The sequence below is a fragment of the Actinoalloteichus fjordicus genome, assembly GCF_001941625.1.
Classification (GTDB): domain Bacteria; phylum Actinomycetota; class Actinomycetes; order Mycobacteriales; family Pseudonocardiaceae; genus Actinoalloteichus_A; species Actinoalloteichus_A fjordicus.
In genome coordinates, this window is the sequence record NZ_CP016076.1 from 4,808,388 (window position 1) to 4,822,270 (window position 13,883).

9 protein-coding genes are annotated in these 13,883 nt (G+C 71.3%); 6 read left to right on the plus strand and 3 right to left on the minus strand.

Going from position 1 to position 13,883, the window contains the following annotated elements:
• Window positions 1–16: 16 nt before the first annotated feature.
• Complete coding sequence (locus UA74_RS34195) at window positions 17–2,170, minus strand: MFS transporter (protein WP_083683407.1); 2,154 nt, start codon at window positions 2,168–2,170, stop codon at window positions 17–19.
• Here UA74_RS34195 and UA74_RS20435 point away from each other — a divergent pair.
• Window positions 2,160–3,122, plus strand: coding sequence for an HAD family hydrolase (locus UA74_RS20435; RefSeq protein ID WP_075765224.1), 963 nt, complete (start codon window positions 2,160–2,162; stop codon window positions 3,120–3,122). The two genes, UA74_RS34195 and UA74_RS20435, sit on opposite strands and share 11 nt — an antisense overlap.
• Complete coding sequence (locus UA74_RS20440) at window positions 3,119–5,569, plus strand: glycoside hydrolase family 65 protein (protein WP_075741705.1); 2,451 nt, start codon at window positions 3,119–3,121, stop codon at window positions 5,567–5,569. Before UA74_RS20435 ends, UA74_RS20440 begins: the two co-directional genes overlap by 4 nt.
• Before the next feature lie 283 nt (window positions 5,570–5,852).
• On the opposite strand, the gene UA74_RS20445 is transcribed toward UA74_RS20440, so the two are convergent.
• On the minus strand, window positions 5,853–7,334 hold the full coding sequence (locus UA74_RS20445; RefSeq protein ID WP_075741706.1) for a phosphotransferase: 1,482 nt from the start codon (window positions 7,332–7,334) through the stop codon (window positions 5,853–5,855).
• A gap of 323 nt (window positions 7,335–7,657) precedes the next feature.
• Between UA74_RS20445 and UA74_RS20450 the strand changes: the two genes are divergently transcribed.
• The 4 genes from UA74_RS20450 to UA74_RS20470 all read left to right on the plus strand — a co-directional run bounded on the left by UA74_RS20450 (window position 7,658) and on the right by UA74_RS20470 (window position 13,394).
• Complete coding sequence (locus UA74_RS20450; protein ID WP_075765226.1) at window positions 7,658–10,942, plus strand: alpha-L-rhamnosidase; 3,285 nt, start codon at window positions 7,658–7,660, stop codon at window positions 10,940–10,942.
• Between the two features lie 440 nt (window positions 10,943–11,382).
• Complete coding sequence (locus UA74_RS20460; RefSeq protein WP_075741709.1) at window positions 11,383–12,045, plus strand: DsbA family oxidoreductase; 663 nt, start codon at window positions 11,383–11,385, stop codon at window positions 12,043–12,045.
• Window positions 12,038–12,244 carry a hypothetical protein gene (locus tag UA74_RS20465; protein WP_075765228.1) on the plus strand — a complete coding sequence of 69 codons (207 nt, stop codon included), beginning with the start codon at window positions 12,038–12,040 and terminating at the stop codon, window positions 12,242–12,244. Before UA74_RS20460 ends, UA74_RS20465 begins: the two co-directional genes overlap by 8 nt.
• Window positions 12,245–12,605: 361 nt before the next feature.
• Window positions 12,606–13,394 carry an exonuclease domain-containing protein gene (locus tag UA74_RS20470; protein WP_075744031.1) on the plus strand — a complete coding sequence of 263 codons (789 nt, stop codon included), beginning with the start codon at window positions 12,606–12,608 and terminating at the stop codon, window positions 13,392–13,394.
• Window positions 13,395–13,458: 64 nt separating this feature from the next.
• On the opposite strand, the gene UA74_RS20475 is transcribed toward UA74_RS20470, so the two are convergent.
• The gene (locus UA74_RS20475) at window positions 13,459–13,878 is read right to left on the minus strand and encodes a VOC family protein (protein ID WP_075741711.1); all 420 of its coding nucleotides are present in this window, start codon (window positions 13,876–13,878) and stop codon (window positions 13,459–13,461) included.
• Between the last annotated feature and the right edge of the window lie 5 nt (window positions 13,879–13,883).

The window sequence follows — 13,883 nt, forward strand, 5'->3', positions numbered from 1 at the left end:
GGACGGACCGGGTCGATCAGCCGGGCAGCATGTCCCGGCTCGCCTCCGCACCGTGCTTCGACGGCGGCTGCCCGGGGAACGACTGCTCGGGGACCGGCGGCCCGGACAGCGGCGGCCCTGGGTAGAGCAGCTGCCCCGGCGACTGTTCCGGCAGCGGCTGTTCCGACGGCCCCGGCCCCGGCGGCGGCGCGGCGGGCACGCGCAGCGGAACGAACCAGGGGATGGCGAGCAGCAGCATGGCGGCGGCCAGGAACGGCGCCCGGACACCGAAGGACTCCGAGATCAGGCCTCCGATGATCGCCCCCAGTCCGGTGGCCGCCAGCGTGCCGAGCCGATAGACGCTGGTGATCCTGCCCAGCAGCTCCGGCGGCCCGACCTCCTGACGAACGGAGGTCGACGTGATCACCCAGACCAGGAACGCCGCATTGCCCACCACGATGATGAGGAAGATGAACGGCACGCTGCGGGTGGAGATCTCCAACAGGTAGGTCAGCGCCATGACGACCGGCAGGATCCGGAACACCGACCGCCGCCCCACCCGATCCCGCAGCCGCAGGGCGACCAGGCTCCCGAGCAGCGCACCGAGGGACTCGCTGACCAGCAGCACTCCGTAGCCCACCGGCCCGAGCGCCAGGTGCCGGGTCGCGAAGAGGACGAAGATCCCGGTGACCATCCCGATCGAGAACGACACGGTGATGCCCAGCAGCGTCACCGAGCGCAGCACCGGGTGCCCGGCGGTGTAGGCGAGGCCTGCTCGAATGTCGGCCACGACGCCGGACCGGGGTGTCCGCCGGTCCGGCGGCTCGTCGAGCCGGGTCGTCGAGGATCGAATCCAGAGGATCAACAAGCCGGAGACGACGAAGGTCAGCGCGTTGACGAAGAACGGCAGGCTGTGGTTCCAGGAGAACAACACCCCGCCCAGCGCGGGCCCGACGAACGAGAATCCCAAGGTCAGCGCCGTCGTCAGCCAGCCGTTGGCCTGCACGAGGGCGCCCTTGGGCACCAGCTGCGGCAGCAGGGCCTGCGCCGAGCTATCGAAGAAGGTCTGGCTGGAGCCCAGGACGATCACCACGAGCAGGACGAACCACATCGACTGGACCTCGGCGCCGACCACGAGGGCGAAGGCCAGGACGGCCGCCGCCCGGACCGCGTCGGCAAGGATCATCAGCCTGCGACGGCGCATCCGGTCGGCCGCCACGCCTGCCAGGAGGATGAACAGCACCGGAGGCAGAGTCATCGCCACCCGGACGCCCGCGACGACCCGATCGTGCTGCGCGATCTCGGTGGCAAGAAGCTGGATCGCGGGAAGATACATGCCAGAGCCCAATGCCGATATCGCAGTGGAAAGCATGAGAAGAATGAAGCCTCGATCGCTCCGAAGCGCCGTGGAGGACCGCGCCGGTCTGTTCGTCATGAATTCGCTCGCCCGGTGGTTCGCAGGAGTTTTGATGATCTTGCGGTGGGAAGGTAACACAGAGACAGGCCCGGGGAACCCGATCAGCAGGGCCACTTCCTGCCTGGTCACAGCGTCGCGAACGGCGAGATCGCAGGCCGCGACCGGACTCGACGATCGCCGAGAAACCGGCAGCTGCCGCCCGATGACGAGCGCGGCACGGACTCGAGCAGGAATTCCGAGAACATCTCGATAGCAAGTTTCCGGCAGAAAAGGTGTTTCGATTTCCGGCAACTGCCGATCAGACATTGTCGCCCGCGACCATGCCGGTCTTTCCCGGCCGGACGGCGGCCCGAGCTCGGCACGGGAAGCCCTCGCCCCGCCGGGTCTCGCCGGGCCCGGCGGGGCACCGGACAGTGGCGACGCGGGCACGGCCCCGCGCGGCAGGGTCTCTGCCCTCGGGAGCCCTCTCCCTGCTCGGCCCGACGCCTGCCGAGTGGGCACACCGGGCTGTCCCAGGGTCACGACTCTCGACCACGCCACCCGCCGCCACCAGCGCCGATGTCGCTGCTCACCCTGCTCGCCCGGCACCTTGGCACGCACAGTGCGCCTTCCCGTCGGCTCGATCGCCCTCGTCGGACTACCCGAGGTCGAACGGGGAACTCCTCTCCCGGCGGGTAACCGACCGGGTCCCGCCACCGACGTCGGCCCGACGGTCGGCACGGACGTCGGCCGGACGGCCACATGGCAGAGGGGGAGTCGGCGGATGACTGGCATCGACGTGCGGCGGGTGGACGCGGCGCTGTTCGACCTGGACGGCGTCGTGACCGACACCGCGCGGGTGCACGCCGCCGCCTGGCAACGACTGTTCGACGACTTCCTCACGGCCCGTCCCGCTGCTCCCGGTGAGGACCACCGGCCGTTCAGCACGCAGGACTATCTCCGCGAGGTGGACGGCAGGCCGCGAGAGGACGGGGCCCGGGCCTTCCTGCGGTCCCGAGGGATTCGGCTGCCAGAAGACCGCCCGGAGAGCGAAGGCAGCCGTGCGACCGAGGACGGCCGTGCCGACGAGCCCGAGACGCTGCGCGGCCTGGCCCGCCGCAAGGACGCCCACTTCCAGGCCGCACTGTCCCAGGGCGTGCACGTCTATCCCGATGCCCGTCGCCTGCTGACGACCCTGCGCGGTTGCGGTCTTCGCACCGCCGTCGTCTCCGCGAGTCGCAACTGCGCGGCGGTCCTCGCCAGGGCCGGGATCGGCGGGCTCTTCGACACCAGGGTCGACGGCGTCCTGGCCGCGCGGCGCGGGCTGCCCGGCAAACCGGCGCCCGCCACCTTCCTCGCCGCCGCCGAACTGCTCGGGGTCGCACCCGCCAGGGCCGTCGTGCTCGAAGACGCCGAAACCGGTGTGATCGCGGGAAGGCGCGGCGAGTTCGCACTGGTGGTGGGCGTCGACCGGACCGGAGACGGCTCCCGGCTTCGCGAGGCGGGCGCCCACGTCGTCGTGACCGACCTGGACGGGCTCGCCGTCACCGGCTGTCCAGCGGCCGACCGGGCCGCATCCGGGCCCGAAGATCGGCAAGGCGGGCCCACCGAGCCCCAGCCGCCGGGCGGCCTCGGCAGCCGAGAGCGACCGGGCCGATCCGGCGTCGACGGATCGACGGCGACGGCGGCGGGGGCAGGCCCGGGCCGGGCCCGTCTCGGCAGCGCGACCGGCAGGCGGCGGCCATGACGGCGTGGGAACTGCTCTTCGAGGGATTCGACCCGGCCGACGAGGGCAGGCGAGAGGCATTGTGCGTCGTCGGGAACGGGTACTTCGCGACGCGCGGCGCGGCGCCGGAGGCCGTCGCGGACGACGTGCACTATCCGGGAACCTACATCGCAGGCTGTTTCAACCGCGTGACCAGCCGGATCGAAGGCCGGGACATCGAGAACGAGTCGATGGTCAACCTGCCGAACTGGCTGATGCTGACCTTCCGGATCGACGACGGGCCATGGTTCGCCCTGGACTCGGTCGACCTGCTGGACCACGAGCAGGAGCTGGACATGGAACGCGGCCTGCTGCTGCGCCGACTCCGCTTCCGGGACTCGCGGCACCGGACGACCCGGCTGGTCCAGCGCCGCTTCGCCCACCTCGGCTCGCCACATCTGGCCGCCCTGGAGACGACGATCGTCGCCGAGGACTGGTCCGGACGGCTGACCTTCCGCAGCGGCATCGACGGCCGGGTCACCAACTCCGGCGTGGCCCGCTATCAGGCGTTGAACGGCCGCCACCTGGTCGAGCACCACACCGAGGAGGTGCGTCCCGACACGGTGCTGCTGCACGCCAGGACCAGCCAGTCCGGCATCCTCGTCGCCGAGGCATGCCGCGCCACCGTGTGGCGCGACGGCGACGTCCTCGAACCGACGCGCTCGCTGGTCCGGCACGACGACCTGATCGCCCAGGACGTGGGCGTCGACCTCACGCCGGGCGGCCAGACGCGGCTGGAGAAGATCGTCTCGCTGCACACCTCACGCGACCTCGCCGCCACCGAACCGAGGGAGGAGGCCCTCGGCGACCTTGAGAACGCCGCGGACTTCGAGGAACTGCTGACCGCGCACATCATGGCCTGGGATCAGGTGTGGTCGCGTTACCGCTTCGGGCTGTCGCCCGACGTCGACGCCCGACAGGCGGTGAACCTCAACCTGTTCCACCTGGCGCAGACGCTGTCGACGCACACCGCCGATCTCGACGTGGGCGTCCCGGCACGCGGACTGCACGGCGAGGCCTACCGGGGACACGTCTTCTGGGACGAGCTCTTCGTGCTGCCCACGATCACGTTGCGCACGCCCAACCTGACGCGTTCGCTGCTGCTCTATCGCCACCGACGGCTTCCCCAGGCGCGCCTCGCCGCCCGGCACGCCGGGCTGACCGGCGCGATGTATCCCTGGCAGAGCGGCAGCAACGGCCGGGAGGAGAGCCAGTTCGTGCATCTGAACCCGGAGTCGGGTCACTGGCTGCGCGACAACACCCATCTGCAACGCCACATCGGCATCGCGATCGCCTACAACGTGTGGCACTACTACCAGGCGACCGGCGACGAGGAGTTCCTCAGTTCCTACGGCGCGGAGATGATCCTGGAGATCACCCGGTTCTTCGCCGCGCTCGCCGAGTACGACCACGGACGGGACCGGTACGTCATCCACGGCGTGGTCGGACCGGACGAATACCACACCGGCTATCCGGGCACCGATCGTCCGGGGATCGACAACCACGCCTACACCAACATCATGACGGCCTGGCTGTGTCGCATCGCGGTCGAGGTCGTCACCGCTGCGCTGCCCGCCGAGCGCAGCACGGAGCTGACCGAGGCGCTGCGGCTGGGGCATCAGGAGATCGACCAGTGGCGCTCCATGTCCCGCAAGCTGTTCGTGCCGTTTCACGACGACGGCGTGATCAGCCAGTTCGAAGGCTACGAACACCTCGCCGAACTGGACTGGGACGGCTACCGCCGCCGCTACCCCGACATTCGCAGGCTGGACCGAATCCTGGAGGCGGAGGGCAAGAATCCCAACGACTTCCAGGCGTCCAAACAGGCCGACGTGCTGATGCTCTTCTACCTGCTGTCGGCCGAGGAGCTGACCACCATCTTGGGGGATCTGGGCTACGACTTCACCGGCGAGCAGATACCGAAGAACATCGACTACTACCTTCGTCGCACTTCGCACGGCTCCACCCTCAGCTCCGTGGTCCACGCCTGGGTTCTGGCACGCAGTCACCGGGCACGGGCCGTCGAGTTCTTCGACCGAGCCGTCGTGTCGGACCTGCACGACGCCCAGAAGGGGACGACGCAGGAGGGCATCCACCTCGCGGGGATGGTCGGCGGCGTCGACCTGCTGCAACGGTGTTTCGCGGGGATCGAGGTCCGGGAGGGGATGCTGCGGCTCGATCCGCACTGGCCCGCCGAGCTGGGCGTCCTGGAGCTGACCATCCGCTACCACCATCAGCCGGTCCTGATCCGAGTGAGCGGCCGTACCGTCACGGTCCGCACCGCGCCCGGCCCGCGCAGGCCTGCGATCCGGTGCGTGTGCGGACCGGAGAGCGTCCTGCTCGGCCCCGGCGAGACCGCGCACTTCTCGACGAAGACCACCACCGACCCCGGCCTCAAGCCCACGGCGGCGCCCGCCGACGAGCTGTGACGGCGGGCGCCGAGCCTCCGCACGGCGCGACGAGCCGAGCCGCTCGCCGCGTCGTCGGGCTCGGGGCGGCCGGGCAGACGGGCCGGGTCGTCACGGTCTGCTCGGAAACCCGGAAGGGCGAGGGCTGCCGGTATCGGCATCGTCGAGCCGAGGCGGACACCTCCGGCCGAGCGGTAGGCCCGGTGGGCGCAGCCGTCGATGCCGTACTCCCCCGCCCCGATCATCGGCAGACCCTCCGCGATCACCGCCGTCCGCCGGGTCGAATCGCGGCGGGCACTCCGCTTCAGTCGGGTGCCTGCGCCGGGGCCTTCTCTCCAACCCGGCCGAGTTCGCGCAGCGCGGCACAGGTGAGGGTCGCCAGGCCTGTCGGCGACACCACGCTCAGCGCGATGTCCACGGCCTCGGCTCGCTGCTCGTCGTCGAATTTGGTGGCGGGGTCGAGGACCTCGGCGGCGGGGACGGCGAGATCCTCCAGCGCTCTGGTGCAGCGGTGGTAGGCCAGCCGGACGGGGTCGATCTCGACCGGACCGTACCCGTCGAAGAACCAGGACTGCTCCTCCGGCGTGACCTGTGCGAAGGGCAGCACCCCGCCGAGCACGAAGAGCAGGTCCAGCTCGCGGGGTGCCAGGACCGCGTCGTCCCAGTCGAGCAGCCAGACCTCGTCCTCGCCCGCCACCAGCATGTTGCCCAGATGCGGATCGCCGTGACAGACGACGCGGGGCGTCGACCGCGTGCGCAGCTCCGCAGCCAGGGCGTCGGCCTGGTCGAGCAGGGTCGAGATCAGTCCGGCCGAGGCACGCCAGCCTGCGGCCAGCGCGCGGACGAGCGGGTCGTCTCGGCGGTGGTCGGCGGCGATGCCCGCCTCGGGTACGGGACGGACCCGACCCGAGTCGGTGTCCGCGTACTCGGCCGCAGGCTCGCCGGAATCAGGCCCGCCGGACGCGGCAGGCGATTCGACGGTCCTCGCCACCGGCTCCGCGTGATCACCCGCCACGACGCCCAGCCTGCGGCCGACGGCCCGCGTCACGGCCGCATACTGCTCATGGGTCCGATGGTCCTCCTGCCGCAGCACCTCGGTCAGGGTCTCGTCCACCTCGATGGCGTGGGTCCGCCCGAGCAGTTCCCCATAGACGACCCACTGCCGTCGGGTCATCCCGCCGAGCGCAGGCTCGTGGGAGATCCACGGGACCAGGGACAGCCTGCGCCCCGCGCGGTCACTCCACCACCGCCCCGCGCGGGTCGGCACCGGCCCGACCACCCCGGCGATCCCCTGCTCCGCGAGCCGCGCCGAGAGGATCAACCCCGCCGGGCTGCCGCCGCCGCTCCATTTGACCGCATACCGTGCGCCGTCCGAGGCCACGGCGTGCCACACCTGCGCAGCCGCGTCCGCGCCTGCCGTGACGGGGTCGATCACCGTGAGGTCGACGGCGAAGTCCTCGCGGACCCAGGCGCGCAGTCGAGGGAGATCGATCTCGGTCCGTTCTTCCGCAGCGCCCTCGCGCCGCTCGGCACCCTGGTCCACTGAGCCGACCCCGCTCTTCTGCTCGCCCGCCGCACCGCGTGGGACCGGCGGCGGCTCCCGTCGTCCGACGCGCCGCGAGACGGTCCACGGTCGCGGTCTGGCGATCTTCGTGGCCGACCGCGCTCGGCGCAACCTGATTCCGCTCGCCCACTCGTCCGTGCGGTGGGTCCGCGTGCCGGTGTCGCGCGGCTGCGGCCGCATCGAGCGGTCGGCGTCGGCTCGCCCGGCAGCGGAGATCCGCACGACTGCGAGTCCGCACGCGTTCGAGTCCGCCGAATCTCGATCGGGTTCGGGCGACGAGGGTCCACCCCCGACCAGAGCACGGTCGCCCGCGACCCAGATCGCAGCCAGACCCTCTCGAGGCTGACGCCGGAAGCCCGCCGACCAGTCGAGTCGCCGACTCCGGCCGGCCGGAATCGGACATCGTGAAACACCCGATCCAGCGACGACCTGGTTACGGTCCGAAATGGACTCTGCATCGACGGGCGCGCTGGGACATGGCCAGCCGGGTCATCGCGGCCCGTCTTCCTTCTCTCCTCAATCAATGACGATCTTGGAGGAAGTCGATGGGCAAAGGCATGAATCGGCGGGGATTCCTGCACACGTCCGCGCTGGGGACCGGGGCGGGGGTGGCGGCGTTGTCGCTCTCCTCGGTGCCCGCCGAAGCGCAGGACGGCCACCACGACGACGAGCGGCGCTCGGCCGGGGGCAGGCCGGGGAGCCTGCGGGTCGAGCGCACGACCGTCGAGTACGCCGAGACCCTGCTGGGCACCGACGTCACGACGCCACGACTGTCCTGGGTGTCCGCAGCCGACGGCCACGGCGCGCGGCAGTCCGCCTACCAGGTCCAGGTCACCACCGACCCGGCGAACTGGGCGAGCGCCGACGCCTGGGACTCCGGCCGCGTCGAATCCGATCGCTCGGTCGGCGTCGACTACGCCGGGGAGCCGTTGCGCCCCCGCACCAGGTACCACTGGCGGGTCCGGGTCTGGGACGGCCGGGGCCGCCGATCGGACTGGAGCGCCGAGCGCTGGTGGGAGACCGCGATGCTCGGCGAGGACTGGCAGGCGCAGTGGGTCGGGGCGGCGACGCCGGAGGCTCCGCTGGAACTCGACGGCGCCTCGTGGATCTGGTCGGCCGACGCCTCTCAGGAGACCGCACCCCCCGGATCACGCTGGTTCCACGGCGAGCTGCGCCTGCCCGCCGATGCCGAGGTCACGCGCGCCCGGATCGTCGCCACCGCCGACGACGACTTCACCCTGTATCTGAGCGGGGATCAGGTGCTGCACGCCCCGGAGGAGGTGGACACCTGGCGGCGGGCGCAGCTCGCCGACTGCACGGCGGAGGTCCGCGCCGCAGGCGGGCGCGTGGTGCTCGCCGTCGTCGCCCACAACCGGCCGGGGCCGTCGGTCAATCCGGCGGGCCTGCTGCTGCGGCTGCTGGTGGAGCTGGCGGACGGCCAGACCGCCGAGCTGACCAGCGGCCCGGGATGGCGGGTCACCGATACCGAGCCCGAGGGCTTCCCCGATCCGGACGTCGACGACGGAACCTGGACCGACGCGGCGGTGCTCGCGGCGTACGGGGCGGGGCCGTGGGGCAACGGGGTCGACGTCAGCGGTCCCGAACAGCCCGCGCCGCTGCTGCGCCGCGAGTTCGCCCTGCCGAGTCCGGTCACCCGCGCCCGGCTCTACCTCAGCGGCCTCGCCTACTACGAGGCCGAGATCAACGGTCGCCGCGTCGGCACCCAGGTGCTCGATCCCGGCTTCACCGACTACGCCGAGACCGTGCTCTACGCGGTCCACGACGTCACCGACCTGCTTCGGGCCGGTGACAACGCCATCGGCGTCACCCTCGGCCGAGGCTTCTTCGGGATGACCACGGGCAACGCCTGGAACTGGAACGACCCGCCGTGGCACGGGGAGCCGCGACTACTCGTGCGGATCGACGTCGACCACGCCGACGGCACGCAGACCACCGTCGTCTCCGACGCCGACTGGCGGATCACCGACGGCCCCACGGTGTCGAACTCCCAGTTCGCGGGCGAGACCTATGACGCCAGGCTGGCGCAGCGGGACTGGTCGTCACCCGGCTTCGACGACGGCGACTGGCAGGCCCCGGCGGTGGTGGCGGCACCAGCGGGCACGCTGTCGGCCCAACAGCACGAGCCGATCGAGGTGCTCGCGACCATCCGTCCCACCGCGATCACCGAGCCGAGTCCCGGCGTCCACGTCGTGGACATGGGTCGCACGATGGCAGGCTGGACGCGGCTGTCGGTCCGCGCGCCCGAGGGCACCCGTATCGGGCTGGAACACGGCGAACAGCTCGACGATGCCGGGCGGGTGATCGGCTCGAACGGACTCGTGCCGGGCAGGCATCAGTTCGACGAGTACGTCTGCGCGGGTGCGGGCACCGAGGTCTGGGAGCCGAGGTTCTCCTACAAGGGCTTCCGCTACGTCGAGGTGACCGGGCTGCCCGAGGCGCCCCACCCCGAGCAGGTGCTCGGCAGGCTCGTACACAGTGCCGTGCCCGAGACCAGTCGGTTCGCCTGCTCCGAAGGGTTCTACGAACAGTTGGACCGGGCGATGCGCCGAACGCTGCTGAACAACTTCCACGGCCTGCCCACCGACACGCCCATGTTCGAGAAGAACGGCTGGACCGGCGACGTCCAGGTGGCCGCCCCGACGATGCTGTTCGCCTTCGACCTGTCCCGCTTTCTCGGCAAGTGGATCGACGACATCGCCGACAGCCAGGACGCGGCGGGCCAGGTGCCGGTGATCGTGCCCAGCAGCGGCTGGGGCTTCACCGACCTGGCGCCCACGCCGGAGTGGACGACGGTCTATCCGTTCCTGCTGCGGGAGATGTACCGGGTGTACGCGGACGACCGGCTCGCCGCGCAGCACTGGGCGCCGCTGGTCCGGTACCTGGACTGGGAGATCGGTCGGCTGGTCGACGACCTGGCGATCACCGCGCTCGGCGACTGGCTGCCGCCCGGATACCAGGCGGGCATCCCGCCGGAGGACACCAGGCTGACCGCGACGGCGTACCTGTGCCGAGCACTGCTGAACACGGCCGAGCTGGGCGAGCTGCTCGGACACCACGAGACCGCCGCGCGGTATCGAGCGACGGCCGAGCGATGCCGGACCGCGCTGAACGCGACGTTCCTCGGCCCCGAGGGCCACTACCGCTCCGACCGCGACCCCGAATACCGGCAGGCCTCCAATGCCGTGCCGCTGGCCTTCGGGCTGGTCCCGCCCGAGTCCGAGGCGTCGGTGGTCGCCTCGCTGGCGGCCGACATCCGCGACCGAGGCGACCACCTCAACACCGGCTGTCTGGGGACGAGCGTGCTGCTGCCGGTGCTCAGCGCGCACGGGCATGCCGACCTCGCCCACGCCCTCGCCACCCAGCGCAGCTATCCGAGCTGGGGCTACTGGTTCGACAACGGCGCCGACACGATGTGGGAGATGTGGGAGGCGGACTCGCGATCCCGCGACCACTACTTCCAGGGCACCGTGGCGCAGTGGCTCTACGAGAACGTCGCGGGGCTGCGACCCGGCGACGCGGGGTATCGGGACTTCGTGGTGCGGCCGGACGCGCGAGTCGGGGTGGACTGGGCGCGCGTCTCGCTCGACACGGTGCGCGGGACGGCCGCCGTGGCCTGGGAACGGGCGGGCTCCGGGCTACGCCTGAGCGTCGGCGTCCCGGTCGGGTCCGTCGCCGAGGTGCACGTGCCCGCCGAGTCCGCCGATGACGTCGTCAGCACGCCCGAGGCCGAGTTCCTCCGCATGGAGGCGGGCCACGCGGTGCTGCGCGTCGATCACGGCGACTGGGAGTTCACCAGCCGCGTCGGCTGAATCGGGTCCGTCGCAACGTCGGGCGCGAACGGCTCGGCCGGGCTGGTCGGGCCGCCGGATCGGAGGAGATCGCGGCGGGCCGGCCCGGCCTGGCCGAGAGCCCGGGACTCGAGACGTCTGCACGACAGGACGGCGCGCCGTCTCGAGGCCGGTCCGCCGAGGTCGGGCGAGCACCGTGCCCGCCGAATGATCCGCCCGTCCCCGCGTCGGGCCGCCGACCGGCGCGGGGAAGCAATCCGGGCCCGGCCGCGTTGTGACAGGCGTCCGCCGCCCGAGGAACGACGAGTTCGGCGCCGGTCGCCGCGTCGCCCCGTGCACCGAGGCGATGCAGGCGTCGGCAGGCTCGCTCTTCCCGCCGGGTGCCCGCGATCGGTCCAGCGCCGGGACCGATCGCGGCCAGAACCGCAGCCGCGCGCACCGTGAATGGAGTCGCACCGTCCATGAGTGAGCCCATCCCCCCGAGTGAGCCCATCAAGGTCGACATCTGGTCCGACATCGCCTGTCCCTGGTGCTACATCGGCAAGCGCCGCTTCGAGACGGGCGTGGCGAAGGCGGGCGAGAACGTGGTGGTCGAGTACCACAGCTTCGAACTCGCCCCGGACACCCCGGTCGACTTCGACGGCAGCACCGTCGAGTTCCTCCAGCGCAGGATGGGGACGTCCGCAGCGCAGGTCGAGCAGCGGTTGCAGCAGGTGACCGACATCGCCGCAGCCGAGGGACTCGCCTGGGACATGGCGGCCGTCCGGCACTCGAACACCCGCAAGGCACACCGGCTCCTGCACCATGCCAAGGCGGAGGGACGACAGTCCGAGCTCAAGGAACGGCTGTTGCGTGCCCACTTCGAGCAGGGCCGCAACGTCGGACGCGACGAGGAGCTGGCCGAGTTGGCCGTCGAGGTCGGCCTCGATCGCGATCGGGTGCTGGCGGTGCTCTCCGGTGACGACTACGAGGACGCCGTGGAGCGGGACGTGCAGCTGGCGCGGCAGTACGGCATCCAGGGTGTGCCGTTCTTCGTGATCGACGGCAAGTACGGCGTCTCCGGGGCACAGGAGGCCGACTCCTTCGTCCAGGTCCTGCGCACGGTGCGAGCGGGCGGTGAGTGAGGGCATGGACGTCGAGTTGACGCGGGAGGACACGGGCTCGGCCGAAACGGCCCCGACCGGCCTGACGACCATCTCAGCCGCGCCGGGGCCGCTGCGGCTGCTGGGCGACTCCGATGCGATGGCCTGCGAGGGCGACGCCTGCCTGATCCCCGGTTCGACGGAGCCCACGGCGGGCGGGGCGGGTACCTCGACACGGTGATCGGGCGGTGGCCGTCCGGTGCGCCGAGCGCGGCCCTCGGGATCGGGCGGCCGCCCCGCCGTCGATTCAGGCCTGCGCGGCGAGATCGGGCGGGACACCCATCGGCTCGGCGGTGATCCCGCCGACGAACGCCCTGCCGCCGGTGCCCGGTCACCGACGGGATCGCAGCTGCCGGGAGTCCAATCCGTTCGCCTTTCGCGCGGCGACTCCAGCCCCGCGTCCGAACCGGAGGATTCCGGCCCAGGGGATCGAGACGCCGGCACGTCGAGCCGCTGATCACGCTGCGACACCGTCGAGAATCACCCGACTGCCTGCGCTCCGCCCTGTGTGGACCGTCGGGATGATCCGCTACCTTCGGTGCATGATCCGATCCGGCATGTCCTGGTCCGACGGTCCGTTGACGGCCTTCGATCTGGAGACGACGGGGGTGGACACGGCGACCGACAGACTCGTGACCGCCACCGTCGTCGCCATCGTTCCCGGCGCTGAACCGGTCGTGTCGACCTGGCTGGCCGATCCCGGCGTGGAGATCCCGGCCTCGGCCGCCGAGGTTCACGGGATCAGCACCGAACACGCCCGCACCCACGGTCGGGACGCCGCGACGGTCGTGGCCGAGGTCGCCGAGACCCTGGCCCGTGCCTGGTCTCCCACCACGCCGCTGTGTGTCTTCAACGCGAGCTTCGATCTCTCGCTGCTGCATGCCGAGCTGCGCCGCCACCACGGCCGGGATCTGGTGCTCGCCGGTCCGGTCGTCGATCCGATGTGCATCGACAAGCACCTGGACCGCTACCGCAGGGGCAAGCGGACGTTGGGCGCCCTCTGCGAGCATCATCAGGTGCGGTTGGAGGACGCCCACAGCTCCACCGGCGACGCCCTGGCGTGTGCTCGGCTGGCGTGGCGACTCGCCAGGAGTCATCCCGAGCAGGTCGGCACCGTCGACCTCGCCGAGCTGCACGACCGCCAGGCAGGCTGGTACCGGACGCAGACGACCGGCTTCGCCGACTATCTGGACAGGCTGGCCGATCGGGAGGCGGACCCCGCCGAGGCCGAGCAGCTTCGCGGTCGGGCGAAGGAGGTCCGCACCACGGCCGACCACTGGCCGTTGCGCCCGACCGCGATGCAGGCCGAGGTCTCGATCTCCGCAGGCTGAGCGCGGCGGGCGAGGGCGGGATCAGTCTGCTGTCAGCCCTGATCCGTCCGCCACGCTCGGGACCTCACCCGCCCTGGCTGAAGAGCTGCCCGAACCGGATGCGGTTGCCGAACGGGTCCCGTAGCCCGCAGTCGATGCCGTAGGGCCGTTCGGTCGGCTCGTCGGTGAACTCGACGCCCTTGGCGAGCAGCTTCTCGTAGGTCGCGTGGCAGTCGTCGGTGGTGAACATGAGCCAGCCGCCCATCGCGCCCTTGGCGACCAGCTCCCGCACCTGCTCGGCGGTCGCCTCGTCCATCGACGGCGGACCGGGCTTCTCCAGCAGGATCTGCCTGCCGGGCTCGTTCGGCACCGTGACGGTGAGCCAGCGCATGAAGCCGAGGTCGGTGTCGGTGTGCAGGTCGAGGCCGAGGACGTCCACGTAGAACGTACGGGCCTCGTCCTGGTCGAGGACGTAGATCTGGGACTGAGTGATCGCGGTGAACATGAGAA